Origin of the sequence: Mesorhizobium sp. M0292, assembly GCF_040321695.1 — a bacterium.
In the GTDB taxonomy this organism is placed as follows: Bacteria; Pseudomonadota; Alphaproteobacteria; order Rhizobiales; family Rhizobiaceae; genus Mesorhizobium.
The window spans coordinates 536636-553356 of the sequence record NZ_JAMYSB010000001.1; the positions used below are offsets into that span (position 1 = coordinate 536636).

General features: G+C 63.5%; 15 protein-coding genes. 7 read left to right on the forward strand and 8 right to left on the reverse strand.

Annotated elements, in window-relative coordinates:
* Positions 1 to 164: 164 nt before the first annotated feature.
* Positions 165 to 929, reverse strand: a complete 765-nt coding sequence (locus NKI96_RS02710; protein ID WP_023684704.1) for a GntR family transcriptional regulator — start codon at positions 927 to 929, stop codon at positions 165 to 167.
* Between the two features lie 168 nt (positions 930 to 1097).
* On the opposite strand from NKI96_RS02710, the gene kynU reads away from it, so the two are divergent.
* Positions 1098 to 2345 (forward strand): kynureninase, encoded by a 1248-nt coding sequence (gene kynU, locus NKI96_RS02715; RefSeq protein ID WP_023754862.1) that lies wholly within the window; start codon positions 1098 to 1100, stop codon positions 2343 to 2345.
* Positions 2346 to 2450: 105 nt separating this feature from the next.
* Here the strand turns inward: kynU and kynA are convergent, their stop codons facing one another.
* On the reverse strand, positions 2451 to 3287 hold the full coding sequence (kynA, locus tag NKI96_RS02720) for a tryptophan 2,3-dioxygenase (RefSeq protein ID WP_031196583.1): 837 nt from the start codon (positions 3285 to 3287) through the stop codon (positions 2451 to 2453).
* Positions 3284 to 4909, reverse strand: coding sequence for an AMP-binding protein (locus NKI96_RS02725; RefSeq protein ID WP_023824874.1), 1626 nt, complete (start codon positions 4907 to 4909; stop codon positions 3284 to 3286). Before NKI96_RS02725 ends, kynA begins: the two co-directional genes overlap by 4 nt.
* Positions 4910 to 5075: 166 nt before the next feature.
* Between NKI96_RS02725 and NKI96_RS02730 the strand changes: the two genes are divergently transcribed.
* Positions 5076 to 5906 carry a hormone-sensitive lipase gene (locus NKI96_RS02730; protein ID WP_023693453.1) on the forward strand — a complete coding sequence of 277 codons (831 nt, stop codon included), beginning with the start codon at positions 5076 to 5078 and terminating at the stop codon, positions 5904 to 5906.
* A 45-nt stretch (positions 5907 to 5951) separates the two neighbouring features.
* On the opposite strand, the gene NKI96_RS02735 is transcribed toward NKI96_RS02730, so the two are convergent.
* The 5 genes from NKI96_RS02735 to NKI96_RS02755 are packed head-to-tail and all read right to left on the reverse strand — an operon-like array spanning position 5952 to position 11396.
* Positions 5952 to 7157, reverse strand: a complete 1206-nt coding sequence (locus NKI96_RS02735; RefSeq protein WP_023693454.1) for a molybdopterin molybdotransferase MoeA — start codon at positions 7155 to 7157, stop codon at positions 5952 to 5954.
* Positions 7158 to 7640 carry a cyclic pyranopterin monophosphate synthase MoaC gene (gene moaC / locus NKI96_RS02740; RefSeq protein ID WP_023684710.1) on the reverse strand — a complete coding sequence of 161 codons (483 nt, stop codon included), beginning with the start codon at positions 7638 to 7640 and terminating at the stop codon, positions 7158 to 7160. It abuts the gene before it with no gap.
* Positions 7641 to 7642: 2 nt separating this feature from the next.
* Positions 7643 to 8455: an indole-3-glycerol phosphate synthase TrpC gene (trpC, locus tag NKI96_RS02745; protein WP_023684711.1), complete on the reverse strand. Its 813-nt coding sequence runs from the start codon at positions 8453 to 8455 to the stop codon at positions 7643 to 7645.
* A gap of 3 nt (positions 8456 to 8458) precedes the next feature.
* On the reverse strand, positions 8459 to 9469 hold the full coding sequence (gene trpD, locus NKI96_RS02750) for an anthranilate phosphoribosyltransferase (protein ID WP_023684712.1): 1011 nt from the start codon (positions 9467 to 9469) through the stop codon (positions 8459 to 8461).
* Between the two features lie 31 nt (positions 9470 to 9500).
* Positions 9501 to 11396, reverse strand: a complete 1896-nt coding sequence (locus NKI96_RS02755; protein ID WP_023688560.1) for a peptidylprolyl isomerase — start codon at positions 11394 to 11396, stop codon at positions 9501 to 9503.
* A 147-nt stretch (positions 11397 to 11543) separates the two neighbouring features.
* On the opposite strand from NKI96_RS02755, the gene tpiA reads away from it, so the two are divergent.
* From tpiA to NKI96_RS02780, 5 genes are all read left to right on the forward strand, one after another.
* Positions 11544 to 12314, forward strand: a complete 771-nt coding sequence (tpiA, locus tag NKI96_RS02760; protein WP_352802798.1) for a triose-phosphate isomerase — start codon at positions 11544 to 11546, stop codon at positions 12312 to 12314.
* 181 nt (positions 12315 to 12495) lie between these two features.
* Positions 12496 to 12996 (forward strand): preprotein translocase subunit SecG, encoded by a 501-nt coding sequence (gene secG, locus NKI96_RS02765; protein WP_352802801.1) that lies wholly within the window; start codon positions 12496 to 12498, stop codon positions 12994 to 12996.
* Between the two features lie 202 nt (positions 12997 to 13198).
* A complete protein-coding gene (locus tag NKI96_RS02770) occupies positions 13199 to 14317 on the forward strand; it encodes a L,D-transpeptidase (protein WP_023693456.1) in 1119 nt (372 codons plus the stop codon).
* Between the two features lie 154 nt (positions 14318 to 14471).
* Entirely contained in the window at positions 14472 to 16109 is a 1638-nt protein-coding gene (pyrG, locus tag NKI96_RS02775) for a CTP synthase (protein WP_081725397.1), read from the forward strand.
* 24 nt (positions 16110 to 16133) lie between these two features.
* Entirely contained in the window at positions 16134 to 16679 is a 546-nt protein-coding gene (locus tag NKI96_RS02780; RefSeq protein ID WP_352802803.1) for a DUF1697 domain-containing protein, read from the forward strand.
* The last annotated feature ends 42 nt before the right edge of the window (positions 16680 to 16721 follow it).

A 16721-nucleotide genomic window follows, 5' to 3' on the forward strand; every position in this document is an offset into this window, starting at 1 on the left:
AACCCAGAACAAACACTATCTGTTCCAGTTGTGTTCCGCAACCTTTTAAAGTTTAATGAATGTGTTGACGTTTTGTTCAGCGTAACGTTCGGCGCTGCGAGCGCCGCCTGCGCCCAGTTGCCAGCAACGGGGTGAAACGAAGACAAAGTGCCCTGCGTCGTCGGCTACGATCGCCGCTTCCTTTTCGGACGGGGCTGCGCAGCATCCGCGCGGGGTTCTCTCTGGGCATAGACCCGCAGCGTGTAGCCGATGTGAGCGGTCATCAGAGTTTTCGCACGTTCGACGTCGCGATCGAGGGCCGCTTCCATCAGGGCGGTATGGTGTTCGATCGCCACGGCGTCGCGCAGGGCCGCCACGGCCTTCCGGTGTCCGTCCGTGCGGCCGGCGGCGGCGCGCAGCGTCGGGGCCAGACCCAGAAAGCGGTGATGGCGATGCAATTGGTCGGAAATCGTTGCATTGAAGCGCAGCAGCCAGCTGGATGTCGCGGCACTGAGCAGCGCCGCATGGAAGGCATCGTGTTTTTCGTACCACGCGTCGACCGCATCATCCGATGGATCGTCGAGAACAGACCCGCACCGTGAGAGACGATAGTGGGCGGCAACGACCGCGTCTTCCCACTCACGGTCGCCCTTCTCGATCGATTCCACCAGCAGGGGCAGTTCGACCACCAGCCGCGCACGCGCCAAATCCTCGAGCTCCGCCCGAGAGACGGGAGCGACCGCAAACCCGCGGTTGCTGATGGCGGTCACAAGCCGTTCCGCCTCCAGCCGCGACAGCGCCTCGCGCAACGGCGTCCAGCCGATGCCGTAGGTGTTGCGCAGCGTGCTCAGCTTCAACGGCGCGGCAGGCGCCAGCCGGGTCGCAAGAATATCGCGCCTGAGCAGGCGATAGGCCACTTCCGTCTTCGAGGTCTGCTCGTCATCCAGCATCGTGATCCATCAGACATAAACGCTCGGGCGGATCATTATATATCAAAGCCTTTCAGTGGGTGAATTATATATAATGTTTGACAGTTCAAGGGCGACCACTCAAGATCGCCGGCATGTTTGGGCGGCAGGCTCCGCCGCGCGCGTTTGTCCATGGAGGGGCGCCGGATCATGAGCACGACACCCGATCTCGCTACAATCGAAGCAATGGATGCCGCCGATCCGCTGCGCTCCATGCGTGAACGCTTTGTCTTGCCGCAAGGCGTGATTTATCTCGACGGCAATTCCCTGGGCGCCGCGTCAGCGGTCGTCTTCAGCGAACTGCAGCAGGCCGCCACGCAGGAATGGGCGCACGACCTCATTCGCGCCTGGAACACCGCCGGCTGGTTCAACATGCCGGTGGAACTCGGAGATCAGCTCGGGCGACTGATCGGCGCGGCTGATGGGCAGACGGTGGTCTGCGACACAACCTCGATCAACATCTACAAGCTGCTGCACGCAGCGCTCGGCATGCGGCCGGATCGGTCGGTCATCGTTGCCGAGGGCGACAGTTTCCCGACCGACCTCTACATGGCCGAAGGCGTCGCCTCGACCCGGCCGGGAACGCGGCTGCGGCTGGAGGGCGTCGACGCGGCCGCAATCGAGGAGCTGATCGACGACAGCGTTGCCGTCATCCTGGTCAACCACGTCAACTACAAATCCGGCCAGTTGCGCGACATGGCGGCGCTGACGCGCAAGGCACATGACGCCGGCGCGCTGATCATCTGGGATCTCTGCCACACGGCCGGCGCCTTGCCGGTCGAACTTGACCGTGCCAATGCCGATTTCGCCGTCGGCTGCACCTACAAATACCTCAATGGCGGCCCGGGCTCGCCGGCCTTCATCTACGCGGCCGAGCGCCACCATGGTGATATCAGCCAGCCGCTCAGCGGCTGGTGGGGCCATGCGCGGCCCTTTGCCTTCGAGCAGGGCTTTGCCGTCGGCAGCGGCATCCGCCGCTTCCTGTGCGGAACGCAGCCGGTGCTGTCGATGCGGGCGCTCAAGGGCGCGCTCGATATCTGGAACGACGTCGACATGGCGGCGGTGCGCAGAAAAAGCATCGCGCTGACCAACCTGTTTATCCAGCTCGTCGAAGCCAGATGCGGCGCCTACCGGCTTGAACTGGAAAGTCCTCGCGACGGCAGCCAGCGCGGCAGCCAGGTGTCGTTCCTCCACCCGCATGGCTATCAGGTGATGCGGGCGCTGATCGAGCGCGGCGTGATCGGCGATTTCCGGGCGCCGTCGACCATCCGTTTCGGCTTCACGCCGCTCTATGTCGGATATGGCGATGTCTGGCAGGCGGTCGAAGTCCTGGAGGATATTCTGCGCACCGGCGCCTGGCAGGACGCCCGCTTCGCGGTGAAGACCGCGGTTACGTGAGAAACCAGAGCAATTTCAGGAAAAGTGTGAAGCGGTTTTCCGTCCGAAATTGCGTCAATCAAAGAGCTAGAGCATTTCGCCGTTTCCGTTAAACGGTGAAATGCTCTAGAGCCGGGTGCGGACCGTCCAGAGCTCCGGAAACAGCACGACCTCCAGCATCTTCTTCAGATAGGAGGCGCCTGAGGTGCCGCCGGTGCCGCGCTTCAAGCCGATGATGCGCTCGACCGTTGTGACGTGGTTGAAGCGCCAGCGGCGGAAGTAATCCTCGAAGTCGACCAGCTTCTCGGCCAGTTCGTAGAGCATCCAGTAGCGCTGCGGGTCGCGGTAGACGGTTTGCCAGGCAGCCAGCACGTCTTCGTTCTCACCGCGCGTCTCGCGCCAGTCCGTGCGCCCGGCATCGGCGCCGATGTCGAAGCCATTGCGCGCCAAAAGCAGAAGCGCCTCGTCGTACAGCGACGGCGTGGCCAGGATCGCTTCCAGCCTGTCCGTAAGATCGCGCCGGTGCTTGTGCGGCCCGAGCATGGCTAGGTTGCGGTTGCCGGCCATGAACTCGATGGCGCGGTACTGCCACGACTGGAAGCCCGAGGATTGGCCGAGCGCGTCGCGAAACTCGGTGTATTCGCTTGGCGTCATCGTGCGCAGCACGTCCCAGGCATTGTTGAGCTGCTCGAAGATGCGCGCGACGCGAGACAGCATCTTGAAGCTCGGTTCGAGGCGGTCGGCGCGGATAGAGCGGATCGCGGCGCCGATCTCGTGTAAAGCGAGCTTCATCCACAATTCCGATGTCTGATGCTGGATGATGAACAGCATCTCGTCATGGGCCGAAGACAGCGGCGCCTGCGCATCGAGCACCTTGTCCAGCTGCAGATAGTCGCTGTAGGACATCCGCTCCTTGAACGACATCTGCGCGCCATCGGACGCCGGATCGTGCGGCTTAATCAATTGCTCTTCTCCGCGCGCAACCGGAAGCGCTGGATCTTGCCGGTCTGGGTTTTGGGCAAGGCGTCGATGAACTTCACCGAACGCGGATATTTGTAGGGCGCGATCGTTGCCTTGACGTGGTCCTGCAGGCGTTTGACGGTCAATGCGTCCGGCGAAACACCTTGCACAAGCACGATATGCGCCTCGACGATCTGGCCGCGTTCACCGTCCTCGGCGCCGGTCACCGCGCATTCGGCGACGTCGGGATGCGAGAGCAGCGCCGCTTCGACCTCGGGGCCGGCGATGTTGTAGCCGGCGCTGACGATCATGTCGTCGGAACGCGCGGCGAAGTGGAAGAAGCCATCCTCGTCCTGCGTGAACGTATCGCCGGTGAGATTCCAGCCGTCGCGGACATAGTCCTTTTGCCTGGCATCGGCCATGTAGCGGCAGCCGGTCGGGCCGCGCACCGCCAGCCGGCCAGTAGAGCCGCGCGGCAGCTCCCGCATCTCGTCATCGACGATGCGTGCCTGATAGCCGTCGACGGGTTTGCCGGTGGAGGCCGGCTTCATGTCCTCGAAGCGGTTGGAGATAAAGATATGCAGCATCTCGGTGGCGCCGATTCCATCCAGGATCGGCTTGCCGGTCTTCTCAGTCCATTCCTCGAAGACAGGCGCCGGTAGCGTCTCGCCCGCCGAAACCGCGACGCGCAGCGAGGACAAGTCAGCGCCTTGATCCATGGCCTTGAGCATGGCCCGATAGGCGGTTGGAGCGGTGAAGGAAATGGTCGCTTTGTAGGTCTCGATGATGTGGATCATGTTGGGTGGCGTCGCCTGTTCCAGCAGCGTCGCCGCGGCGCCGAAGCGCAGCGGGAAGATGGCGAGCCCGCCAAGACCGAAGGTAAAGGCAAGGGGCGGGGAGCCGACGAAGATGTCGTCGGGCGTCACCTCCAGGATTTCGCGGGCATAGGCGTCGGCGATGATCAGCAGGTCGCGGTGGAAATGCATCGTCGCCTTCGGCACGCCGGTGGTGCCGGAGGTGAAGCCGAGCAGGGCGACATCGTCGCGGCCGGTGTTGACGGCAGTGAAGGTGACCGGCTTGTCGAGGGCGGCGCGGTCGAGTTCCGCGTCATGGTTGGCCGTGCCGTCGAAGCCAATGACCTGCTTGAGATACGCACTGCCCTTGGCGCAGGCGGTCATCTCGTCCATCAGCCTTGTATCGCAAAGCGCAACCGTGATTTCCGCCTTGTCGACGATCTTGGCGAGTTCGCCGGCGCGCAGCATCGGCATGGTGTTGACGACCACCGCGCCAACCTTGGTGGCGGCCAGCCAGCAGGCGACCATGGCCGGGTTGTTGGCCGAGCGGATCAGCACCCGGTTGCCCGGCTTGACGCCATAATTCTCGACCAGGGCATGGGCGAGCCTGTTGGTCCAGTCGGACAGTTCCTTGTAGGTGCGGCGGCGGCCATTGCCGATCAGCGCGGTGTGGTCGCCGAACCCTTTTTCGACCAGCCTGTCGGTCAATTCGACGCCGGCATTTATGTGGTCGGGATAGTCGAAGCCGTCGAGCAAAAACTCCGGCCATTGCTCCGGCGGCGGCAGGTTGTCACGCGTGAATGTGTCGATATGCGCTGATGGCCCAAGCATTTTCGGCTGCCCCTGTCTGCCTCGCGCCCATGGCTGAACAAGGCGCAGGATCGCACCAGTCGAAATTTGTTTCAAGCCTAAAATGTTTTTAGGTCGCAGCATTGACGCCGCCCTGTTCGGCGGCCATTCCTGTCGACTGAACTGAAGCCATCCGGGAGGGATGCAGATGCTCGAACATCGTGTTGCCGATTGGGACAATGCCTACGCCAACGGCGACAACATTGCCGGCAGCAATCGCTGGCCGGCCGCATGGGACACACCGGCACAGGCTTTTCGCGACACAATGTCGGCGTCCGGTCGGGCCAAGCTCGACATCGCCTATGGCGACAGCCCGCGCAACAGGCTCGATCTGTTCCTTCCCGATGTCATGCCCAAAGGGCTCGTCGTCTTCATCCATGGCGGTTACTGGAAGGCGTTCGACAACAAGCCATGGTCGCATCTGGCCAACGGCGCGGTTGCCAATGGCTTTGCCGTGGCAATGCCGACTTACACGCTTTGTCCCGACATACGCATTTCCGGCATCGTCAGGGAAATCGCGGCGGCGATCGGCAAGGCGGCGACGATGGTCGGCGGGCCGGTGATCCTGACCGGGCATTCCGCCGGCGGCCATCTCGCCTCCAGGATGGTGACGACAACGACGCCTCTGGCCGCCGATGTGGCCGGCCGCATACGCAATGTCGTCTCGATCTCCGGGGTTCATGATCTGCGGCCGATCATGCGGACGGGGATGAACGCGACACTGGCCATCGATGAAGCGGAAGCACTGGCCGAAAGCCCGGTTCTGCTGCGCCCCATGCAGGGCGCGCGCATCACCTGCTGGGCCGGCGGCGGCGAGCGGGCGGAGTTCCTGCGCCAGAATGCGCTGCTTGCCAACATCTGGATCGGCCTCGGCGCCACGACCAGCACAGTGGTCGAGCCGGACCGGCATCATTTCAGCATCGTCGACGGGCTTGCCGATCCGACACATCCGCTGACGCGGACATTGCTGGCGGAGTAACAACCAGTCTTATCTCTTGGAATTAACGGCTTGGATCCGCGACCTTCAGCGCAACATCAGAACGCTGCAAGCAGCGCCTGCTTCTGCCGCCGGAGCGAAGGGCTCGCGCACGATCAGGCCGGTGGCGTCGGCCAGCATTCTCAGCATCGAGGAATCCTGGATGCCGAACGGCGTCGCCACCAATGCGCCGGCTTCTTCCCGGACCACGGCGCGCACATAGTCTTGCCTTAGATCATTGGCCGGCATCGCGGCGCCAAGCTGAGCCTGGCGGATGTCCTGCCGGTGGGGACGGCCGCCGAGCTGCGCCAATAACGGCTTCAGGAACAATTGCGAGCAGACCAGGCTCGCCACCGGATTGCCGGGCAGGCCGATGCACCTGATATCGCCCAGCCGCCCGAACATCAGCGGCTTGCCCGGGCGCATGGCGAGCTTCCAGAAGTCGAGGTTCATGCCTTCGCCGGTCAGCACGTCATGGACGAGATCATGGTCGCCGACCGAGGCGCCGCCGAGCGTGACGATGACGTCGGCTTTCGCATCGACCGCCTTTTTCACCAGCGCCGCGATCGCTTCCTTGCGATCGGCCGCTATACCGAGATCGAGCGCGCGAGCGCCGACCGACTGCGCCACAGCAGCGACGCCATAGGCGTTGGACGAGATGATCTGGTCGGGGCCAGGTTCGCTACCCGGTGGCAGCAATTCGTCGCCGGTGGCGATGATGGCGACCAGCGGCCGTTGCACCACGTTCAACCGGGGATGATTGGCCGACGCCGCCAGCGACAATGCAGCCGGATCGAGCACGCGGCCTTTCTCCAGCAGCACGTCGCCTTGGGCAAAATCCAGTCCAAGGCGGCGGATGTTACGGTTCTTCGCCGTCGGTTCGGTGACCTCGATCCGGCCACCGCCGAGATCGCGGACATTCTCCTGGATGACGATGGTGTCTGCGCCTTCCGGCAGCGGCGCGCCGGTGAAGATGCGCACAGCTTCCGCCTTACCTACAGCGCCGTCAAAGCCTCGCCCTGCAGGCGCCTTGCCGATCACCGAAAGCCTCGCCGGGAGGGTCGCCACATCCCGCGCCCGTGCGGCATAGCCGTCCATGGCAGATGCATTGAAAGGCGGCTGGGTACGCAGCGCCACGACCGGCTCCGCCAGCACCCGGCCGGCCGAATCCGCCAGCGCGACGCTTTCACCGGGCAACGCCACAGCGCCGTCGAGTAGGCGTTGAAGCGCCTCGGCGACCGGAACCAGCGCCATTTACGAACCCGCCTTGTAGTCGCCGGACTTGCCGCCGGTCTTTTCCACCAGCTTTATACCGGAAATCACCATGGCGCGGTCGACCGCCTTGGCCATGTCGTAAATGGTCAGGCACGCGACAGATGCCGCGGTCAGCGCCTCCATCTCGACCCCGGTCTTGCCGGTGACGCGGGCGAGCGCGGTGACCCTGAGGCCGGGCAGCGTGGTGTCCGGTTCGATGTCGACCGACACCTTGGTCAAAAGCAGCGGATGGCAGAGTGGGATCAGCTCATGCGTTTTCTTGGCAGCCATGATGCCGGCAATGCGCGCGGTACCCAGCACATCGCCCTTCTTGGCGTCGCCGTCGAGGATCATCTTCAGGGTTTCGGCCCGCATCGAGACAAAGCCCTCGGCGACCGCCGTGCGCGTCGTCTCCGCCTTCTCGCCGACATCGACCATGTTGGCCTCGCCCTTGGCGCCGAGATGGGTGAGGGCGGCTGCCATCCTCAGATGGCCTCTGCTTTCGCCTTGCCTGTCAAAAGCAGCCGCGTTGCCGCAGCGACATCCTCTTGCCGCATCAGGCTCTCGCCGACGAGGAAGGTGCTGATGCCGGTCTTTTGCATCCTGAAGCAATCGTCGTGGGTGAAAATTCCGCTCTCGCTGACCAGCAATCGGCCGCCCGGCACCATCGATGCCAGCCGTTCCGAGGTCTCGAGGCTGGTCTCGAATGTTCTGAGATTGCGGTTGTTGATGCCGATCAGCTGCGACGAGAGTTTTACCGCGCGCTGCGTCTCGGCCTCGTCATGCACCTCGATCAGCGCGTCCATGCCGAGTTCGAACGCGGTCGCTTCCAATTCGCTCGCCAAGGCATCATCGACGCTGGCCATGATGATCAGGATGGCATCGGCGCCCCATGCGCGAGCCTCGTAGACCTGGTAAGGGTCGAACAGGAAATCCTTGCGCAGCGCGGGCAGGGACACTGCCTTCCGTGCATTGGTGAGAAATTCCGGCGCGCCCTGGAAGGATGGCGCATCGGTCAGCACCGAAAGACAGGCGGCACCGCCTTTCTCATAGGCCTGCGCCAGTGCGGGCGGGTCGAAATCGGCACGGATCAAGCCTTTGGATGGGCTTGCCTTTTTGATCTCGGCGATCAGGCCGAAGCTGCCCGATCTGCGCTTCGCCTCAAGCGCCCTCCGAAAGCCACGCGGTGCGTCGGCATCCTTGGCTCGCGCCTTGATCTCGGCCAACGGTATCCGCGCCTTCGCCGCCGCGATCTCGTCGCGCTTGTAGGCCTCGATCTTGCGCAGAATGTCAGCCACGGCTCATCCGTTCGAAATCTCGACCAGCCTGTCGAGCACGCCCAGCGCCCGGCCGCTGTCGATGGCCTGTGTGGCCGCGGCCATGCCGTCGGCAAGCGTCGTCGCCTTGCCGGCCACCACCATGCCGGCGCCGGCGTTCATCAGCACCGTATCGCGATAGGCCCCGGCAGCACCTCTCAGCATGTCGCGCAACGCCGTGGCATTGTAGGCGGCGTCGCCGCCGCGCAACTCGTCCTTGGTGTGGCGCTGCAGGCCGACGGCTTCCGGGGTGAGCGTGAAATGGCGGATCTCGCCGCCGGCCAGTTCCGCCACCTGCGTTTCGCCGGTGGTGGTGATTTCGTCATAGCCATCCCCATGGACCACCCAGGCATGCTCGGTGCCCAACGCCTTCAATGTCTCGGCCACCGGCACGATCCATTCCGGCAGGAACACGCCGACCATCTGCCTGCTGACGCCAGCCGGATTGGACAGCGGTCCGAGCAGGTTGAAGATGGTACGCGTGCCGAGCTCGACGCGGGTCGGGCCGACATGCTTCATCGCAGGGTGGTGCGCCGGCGCGAACATGAAGCCGACGCCGGCCTCCTGGATGCAGCGGCCGATCACCTCTGGCAGGATATCGATCTTGACGCCGAGCGCGACCAGCACATCGGCAGCGCCCGTCAGCGACGACAGGCCGCGATTGCCGTGCTTGGCGACCGGCACGCCGCAGCCGGCAATGACGAAGGCCGAAGCGGTCGAGATGTTGACTGAATGCGAATTGTCGCCGCCCGTGCCGACAATGTCGATGGCGCCCTCAGGAGCTTCGACGCGCAGCATCTTGGCACGCATGGTGGCGACGGCGCCGGAAATCTCGCTCACGGTCTCCCCGCGCACGCGCAACGCCATCAGGAAGCCGCCGATCTGGCCCGGCGTCGCGTCGCCAGACATGATGATGTCGAAAGCTTCGCGCGCTTCCTCGAAGGTAAGCCCGGTTCCCGTGGCGACCTTGGCGATATGGGTCTTCAGGGCGCTCATTGGGCCAAGACGTTCATTGGGCTAAGGCCATTCATTGGGCGAGGGCTTGGGAAACGGCGGCCTGGTCGACGCTGACGGCGTACTGCGTCTGCAACTGCGCCACCAGCTGGTCGAGCAGATCGTCGGACATGCCTTGCGTGAAGGATTTTTGCGCATCGTCGGGTACCGAGCTGGCGTCGGCTCCGGCCGGCTCGAACACTTCGGCGACCTTGAACAGGATCTGGCCGTCGCCGGTGGGCGAGGGGATCAGCCCGGTGCCGCCTTCGCCGACCCCGAACATCGCAGCAGCACCCTCCTTGCCGAAATCGACATCGTCGGCCTCGCGCTTCACGCCGCGCTTGGTCTGCTTTTCAAGCTTCAGTTCGCCGGCGATGACGTCGAGTGTGGTGCCAGCCTTGAGGCGCTTGTCGAGTTCGTCTGCTTTCGCGGTCAGCCGCTTGGTCGTTTCCTCTGTCGTCCAGTCCGCCACCACGCGCTGGCGGACTTCGTCCAGCGTGCGGTCGCGAGCCGGCGTGATCGATGTCAGTTCATAGAACACGAAGCCGTTGTTAGGCGTGGTCAGGGCTTGATTCTCGGTGTTGGGCTCGGCCTCGAACACCGCCTTGATCAGGTCCGGCGATGCCGGCAGGTCCTTGATGATGGTGCCGTCCGGCTTCAGGCCGGTGCGGTCTATGGCCTCTACGGTAACGTCCTTGAGCTTGAGTTTGGCGGCGGCTTCGGCCAGCGTGCTGCCGGCGGCGCGGGTGTCTTCGTAATTGTCGTGCACGTCGAGCAGGATGCGGCTTGCTTCGCCAAGCGCCAGATCCTTGCGGATCTGGTCTGACACTTCCGCCAGCGGCTTCACCGTTTCCGGTTTGATCTCGGTAACGCGCAAAAGCACCGGACCGAACGCGCCCTGGACGACCGGGCTGACTTCGTTGACGGCAAGCGCGAATGCGGCATCGGCGACCGCCTTGTCGGTGATCTTATCCTTGGAGAGCGTGCCGAGCAGCGTGTCGGCCGGGGTCTTGCCCTGCGCGGTGACGATCTTGTCGAAAGTGGCGCCCGTCTTCAGCGAATCGGATGCCGCCTTGGCGGCGTCCGCGGAAGGAAACACCAGCTGTTCGATGGTGCGCATTTCCGGCGTGGTGTAGCGGCCCTTGTTCTTGTTGTAGTCGTCGCTGACCTGCTGGTCCGTTACGGCGCTGACATCCATGATGTCTTCGGGCTCGAGCCGGACATAGGAGAATTTGCGGTATTCTGGCGCCGCGTAGGTTTTCTTGTTGGCCTCGAAATAAGCCTGAAGCACGCTGTCGGATGGCGCCTCGATGGGCTCCACCAACGCCTTTGGCAAGATCAGATAGTCGATGGTGCGGTCTTCGCCGCGATAGAGCGCAACTGCCTTGAAGAAGGTATCCGGAGCCTTGAGCCCGTCCGAAACCGCTTCGACGATCTGCTGACGCACCGCCACCTGAGCCCGGTTCTTCAGATAATCCTCCGGCCGCATTCCCAGTTCGCGCAGGCGGGATTCGAACAGCCGGCGGTCGAACTGGCCATTCGGGCCCTGGAAGGCGGGTTCCTGCCGCGTCAGTTCGGCCAGCCTGTCCTTGGAGAAGCCAAGCCCGAGCTTGCGCGCCTGTTCGTCGAGGACGGCGCCGGACACCAACTGAGCCAGCACCTGGTTGTCGATGCCATAGGCCTTGGCCTGGTCGCGGCTGATGCGCTGGCCGATCTGCTGTTGCAGCATGGCGATCTGGCGATCGTAGGCTAGGCGGTACTCGGTGATCGACACGGTGGTGCTGCCGGCGGTGATCACCGCATGATGGCCGGCCAGGAAGCCGCCCGTCATCCGCGTGGTGACGCCCCAGGCAAGGAAACTCAACACCAGCAGCGACAGCAGGGCTTTCGCGACCCAGGTCCCTGCCGCGCTTCTTAATATACCAAGCATTGTTACTTCCGATTTTTGCGCAGTTTTGCGTGCGCCCGAGTCTGAAACAAGCGCAATAGCGCCCTTCCGGCTCACTGTCGATTGCTTTGTGGCCTGATTTTGATAGGGAGGGCGAGACCCCAATGTCGCCCGGAGAACCAGATCCCCATGACGCCAGGAATTCGACCGCTCGTTGCCGGTAACTGGAAAATGAACGGCACCAGCGCTTCGCTGAACGAGCTCAGGATGATCGGCAACGGCTTCATGAGCGGGCTCGATGCCGAGACCGAAGCATTGGTCTGCGTGCCGGCGACCTTGCTGTCGCGCGCCGTCGAAATTCTGTCGCGCACGCCGGTGCGGGCCGGTGGCGAGGACTGCCACATTAAGGAAAGCGGCGCCTTCACCGGCTGTGTCTCAGCCGAGATGCTGAAGGATGCGGGCGCCAGCCACGTCATTGTCGGCCATTCCGAGTGCCGCGAACAGCGTAGCGAGGACGATGCCATCGTCCTCGCCAAGGCCTCGGCGGCGTGGCGGGCAGGGCTCGTCGCCATCATCTGCATCGGCGAGACCAAGGCGGAGCGTGAAGCGGGCACAGCACTCGACGTGTTGTCGCGGCAGGTCGCCGGCTCGGTGCCACCGAGCGCAACGCCCGCCAACACCGTTATCGCCTACGAGCCGGTATGGGCTATCGGCACCGGCCTGACGCCGACCGCCGAAGACGTGGCGGAGGCGCACGCGCATACCCGCCAAAAACTGGCGGAAGCGCTCGGCGCAGCCGTGGCCGGCAAGATGCGCATCCTCTATGGCGGCTCGGTCAAGGCGTCCAACGCGGTCGAACTGCTGGGCGTCAAAAACGTCGATGGCGCGCTGGTTGGCGGCGCCAGCTTGAAGGCGTCCGACTTTCTCGCCATCGCCGAGGCATACCAGAATATCGCGTAGGCCCCGGAATCTCGTTGCCGACCAGTTCCGTCATCGACTTATGAACGCAGCAGTTCGGCGGAAATCTTTGCAAAGGGCGCATTGCTTCCCATATTCTGGCCACGGGCTTGGAAATGCCGTTAAAGCATTGTATGGAGCCGCCTCCAAATCACCGGCCCGGCAGGGCTTGCCAGGATAAAATATGGAAACCGTACTGATCGTCATCCACCTCATGGTCGTGCTCGCCCTTGTCGGCGTCGTGCTGCTGCAACGCTCCGAAGGCGGTGGTCTCGGCATTGGCGGCGGTTCCGGTTTCATGACCGCGCGTGGCGCCGCCAATGCGCTGACGCGGGCGACGGCGATCCTGGCCGCGGCCTTCTTCGTGACGTCGCTGACACTCTCGATCGTTGCCCGCTATGGCGAAAAACCGATCGACATTCTCGACCGCGTGCCGGCCGACAGCGGCAACGGCGTGCTCAATCAGTTGCCCGGCACGACGGCGCCGTCGCCGCCTTCGGGCAACACCGCACCGGCCGCGCCCGCGGCCAACGGCGCCGCCACGCCGCCGCCCGCGACGGCTCCCGCCACCACGGCCCCGGCGACGGCTCCATCTCCGGCGACGCCACCTGCAACCGATTCGGCTGCGCCGCCGGCTACCAATGGCGTTACCTTGCCGGTCACACCGCAGGTTCCGAACCAGTAGTCGGTAGCGTCCGGTGCCGCGATCTGTTGTTGTTTCAACACAGTCGCGGCAAATGGCACACGATCACGAAGATTCGACCGCACCCCGTGCTTGAGGCCCGTACGCCACTTCGATTATAGATTGCCGGCGGCACTTTCTGCGCCCTTGGGGGGGCGCCGGGCGACGCCGTGGGCAACAAGCATTGAACGATCGGATCTTCGCCATGCAGCTTCGCAGCTTCATTTTCATGGGGTTTTGTGCCGTATTCGGCATGAGCTCCGCGGTCTTCGCCGGCACTCCGGCAATGACCTCACCGCAGGCGGTTGGCAAAACCGCTGTCATCAACGTCGCCGCCAAGAGCGATGCGACGCAGCTGAAGCTTCTCAAGAAGAAGAAAAACCCGAGCCCGGATGATCTGGCTCAGATCAGCAAGCTCGAAGACAAGATCGCCGCCGACAGGGATCTCGCCCGCGTCAAGGCGCTCGAGGCCCGCAAGCTGGCGATGCGCGATGCGGCGAAAGCCAGGGCCGATGCCCAGCGCCAGGCGTTCCTGGCAAGCAAGGGCAAGCCGGTCGTGGTTGCCGACGCCAAGCCAGGCAAGAAGACCACCAAGATCATCGCTCCGGTTGACCCGATCGCGCCGATCGAGCCGATCGAATCGGCTGAACCGCTTCCGGCCGAAGCGATGAATATCGCGCTGACCGGCAACAATGGCGAATTGCGCAGCGAGGCCCCGGGCCAGAAGCCGACGAGTGGCGGACTGTTCGCCGGCCTGTTCGGCGGCACGTCCTCTGCCTCGTCGATTGCCTATCTCCCCGAAACGCGCGCGCTCGACCAGGCTCTCGCCAAGCGGCAAGCCAAGAAGCAGTTCAAGGTGAAGCCGGAATTCGTGCCGCAGGACGTCGAATTCAGCGGCTATGAGCCGGGTACGATCGTCATCGATACCAGCGCGCGCCGCCTCTACCTCGTCGAATCGGCTTTCACCGCCCGCCGCTATGCGATCGCGGTCGGCCGCGAAGGCCTGCAGTTCAAGGGCAAGGTTGCCGTTGGCGACAAGCAGGAATGGCCGCGCTGGATCCCGACGCTTGACATGCAGAAGCGCGAACCCAAGCATTACGGCCAGTACAAGGACGGCATGCCCGGCGGCGGCCAGAACCCGCTCGGCGCCCGCGCCATCTATCTCTACGACGGCAAGAAGGACACGCATCTGCGCATCCACGGCACCATCGCGCCGCAGTCGATCGGAACCAGCGCTTCCAATGGCTGCTTCCGCATGATCAACGAGCACGTCATGGACCTCTACAGCCGCGTCAGGGTCGGCACCAAGGTCGTCATCATCTGACGCTTTCACAAACCTGCCGAAAGGGCCGGCTTTTGCCGGCCCTTTTGTTTTGACCAAAACACCAGTCTCGAACCTCGGGACTATCGCGCCTTCTCTGGAAAAAGCCTCAGCGGCGGTTTTTTCTCTGGCGGAATCAATTCGGCCGCGTTAAGCGATGACTCCCATGGCGCGATATGTATTCATCACAGGCGGCGTGGTTTCCTCACTTGGAAAAGGCATCGCTGCAGCGGCCCTTGGGGCTCTCTTGCAGGCGCGAGGCTATCGCGCACGCATCAAAAAGCTCGATCCCTATCTCAATGTCGATCCCGGAACGATGTCGCCTTACCAGCATGGCGAGGTTTTCGTCACCGATGACGGCGCCGAGACCGATCTCGATCTTGGCCATTACGAGCGCTTCACCGGCCGCTCGGCCAACCAGCAGGACAACATCACCACCGGCCGCATCTACAAGAACATCATCGAGCGCGAACGGCGCGGCGACTATCTCGGTGCCACCGTGCAGGTCATTCCGCATGTCACCGATGAGATCAAGAATTTCGTGCTCGACGGCAATGACGACTATGATTTCGTGCTGTGCGAAATCGGCGGCACGGTTGGCGATATCGAGGCGATGCCGTTTCTCGAGGCGATCCGCCAGCTCGGCAACGATCTGCCGCGCAACAACGCCGTCTATGTCCACCTGACCTTGATGCCTTACATCCCCACGGCCGGCGAGCTGAAGACCAAGCCGACCCAGCATTCGGTCAAGGAACTGCGCGGCATCGGCATCGCGCCCGATATCCTGCTGGTCCGCGCCGACCGCGCCATCCCCAAGGAAGAGCGCAGAAAACTGTCGCTGTTCTGCAATGTGCGCGAAAGTGCCGTCATCCAGGCGCTCGACGTGCCCCACATCTATGACGTGCCGATGGCTTACCACAAGGAAGGGCTCGATTCGGAAGTGCTGGCCGCCTTCGGTATCGATCCGGCGCCGAAGCCGCGCATGGAGCCTTGGCAGGCCGTGTCCAACCGCATCCACAATCCGGAAGGCGAGGTAACGATCGCCATTGTCGGCAAATACACCGGCCTCAAGGATGCCTACAAATCGCTGATCGAGGCTTTGTCGCATGGCGGCATGGCCAACCGCGTCAAGGTCAAGCTCGACTGGATCGAGAGCGAGATTTTCGAGAAGGAAGACCCGACGCCGTGGCTGGAAAAGGTGCATGGCATCCTGGTGCCCGGCGGCTTCGGCGAGCGCGGCTCGGAAGGCAAGATCCTGGCGGCGAAATTCGCCCGCGAGCGCAAGGTGCCGTATTTCGGCATCTGCTTCGGCATGCAGATGGCCTGCATCGAGGCAGCGCGCTCGCTGGCCGGCGTCGAACACGCCTCGTCGACCGAATTCGGTCCGACCGACGAGCCGGTCGTCGGCCTGATGACCGAATGGCTGAAAGGCAACATGCTGGAGAAGCGCCGCGAAACGGGCGATCTCGGCGGCACCATGCGGCTTGGCGCCTATCAGGCTGAACTCGCCAAGGGTTCGAAGATCGCCGACATCTATGGCGACACCCAGATTTCCGAGCGCCATCGCCACCGCTACGAGGTCAATATCGACTACAAGGAGCGGCTGGAAGATTGCGGCCTGGTGTTTGCCGGCATGTCGCCCGACGGCGTGCTGCCGGAAACGGTCGAATACCCCGACCATCCCTGGTTCATCGGCGTCCAGTACCATCCGGAGCTGAAGAGCCGGCCGCTTGAGCCGCATCCCCTGTTCGCCAGCTTCATCTCGGCCGCGGTGGACCAGTCGCGACTGGTCTAGGGCCACGGTGAGGTTTCGCAGCTGATGCAGACCTATGTTGCGCTGCTCTACAGCATTATCCTCGGCGAAGGCCGCCGGGTCGTCATGGCCGACCTCAAGGCGATGGCTGAACAGCTTGGGCTGAAGAACCCGCGCACCCTGGTGGCGACCGGCAATCTGGTCTTCGAGACACGGGCGACCGGCATCGCCAAGCTGGAACAGCAGTTGGAAACGGCCTTCGAAAAAACCTTCGGCCGCAATGTCGTCATCATCGTGCGCACTGCCGAGGATTGGCTGAAACTTGCCGCCGGCAACCCATTCCCGGCCGACTCTGCCGAGGCAGGCGATCAGGTGGCTGTGCGGGTGATGCGCAAGCCAGCGCCAGCGGATGGTGTGGCCGCGCTCCAGGCCTATGCCGCGGAGGACGAGAAGGTGGCTTCGGTCGACGGTGACATCTGGGTCGTCTTTTCGCGCGAGCGGCCAAGCTCGCGGCTGCTCGCTGCCATGAACCACAAGCGCATGGGCATCGGCACCGCACGCAACTGGAACACGGTGCGGAGGTTGGCTGAGATGGTAGGGAGTAGGGAGTAGGGAGTAGGGAGTAGGGAGTAGGGAGTAGGGAGTAGGGAGTAG

What these genes read in the sequence shown, in the direction of transcription:
- NKI96_RS02710 (WP_023684704.1), bottom strand. Translation starts at nt 929, where the DNA reads ATGCTGGATGACGAGCAGACCTCGAAGACGGAAGTGGCCTATCGCCTG.
- kynU (WP_023754862.1), top strand. Translation starts at nt 1,098, where the DNA reads ATGAGCACGACACCCGATCTCGCTACAATCGAAGCAATGGATGCCGCC.
- NKI96_RS02725 (WP_023824874.1), bottom strand. Translation starts at nt 4,909, where the DNA reads ATGCTTGGGCCATCAGCGCATATCGACACATTCACGCGTGACAACCTG.
- NKI96_RS02730 (WP_023693453.1), top strand. Translation starts at nt 5,076, where the DNA reads ATGCTCGAACATCGTGTTGCCGATTGGGACAATGCCTACGCCAACGGC.
- NKI96_RS02735 (WP_023693454.1), bottom strand. Translation starts at nt 7,157, where the DNA reads ATGGCGCTGGTTCCGGTCGCCGAGGCGCTTCAACGCCTACTCGACGGC.
- moaC (WP_023684710.1), bottom strand. Translation starts at nt 7,640, where the DNA reads ATGGCAGCCGCCCTCACCCATCTCGGCGCCAAGGGCGAGGCCAACATG.
- trpD (WP_023684712.1), bottom strand. Translation starts at nt 9,469, where the DNA reads ATGAGCGCCCTGAAGACCCATATCGCCAAGGTCGCCACGGGAACCGGG.
- NKI96_RS02755 (WP_023688560.1), bottom strand. Translation starts at nt 11,396, where the DNA reads ATGCTTGGTATATTAAGAAGCGCGGCAGGGACCTGGGTCGCGAAAGCC.
- tpiA (WP_352802798.1), top strand. Translation starts at nt 11,544, where the DNA reads ATGACGCCAGGAATTCGACCGCTCGTTGCCGGTAACTGGAAAATGAAC.
- secG (WP_352802801.1), top strand. Translation starts at nt 12,496, where the DNA reads ATGGAAACCGTACTGATCGTCATCCACCTCATGGTCGTGCTCGCCCTT.
- NKI96_RS02770 (WP_023693456.1), top strand. Translation starts at nt 13,199, where the DNA reads ATGCAGCTTCGCAGCTTCATTTTCATGGGGTTTTGTGCCGTATTCGGC.
- pyrG (WP_081725397.1), top strand. Translation starts at nt 14,472, where the DNA reads ATGACTCCCATGGCGCGATATGTATTCATCACAGGCGGCGTGGTTTCC.
- NKI96_RS02780 (WP_352802803.1), top strand. Translation starts at nt 16,134, where the DNA reads ATGCAGACCTATGTTGCGCTGCTCTACAGCATTATCCTCGGCGAAGGC.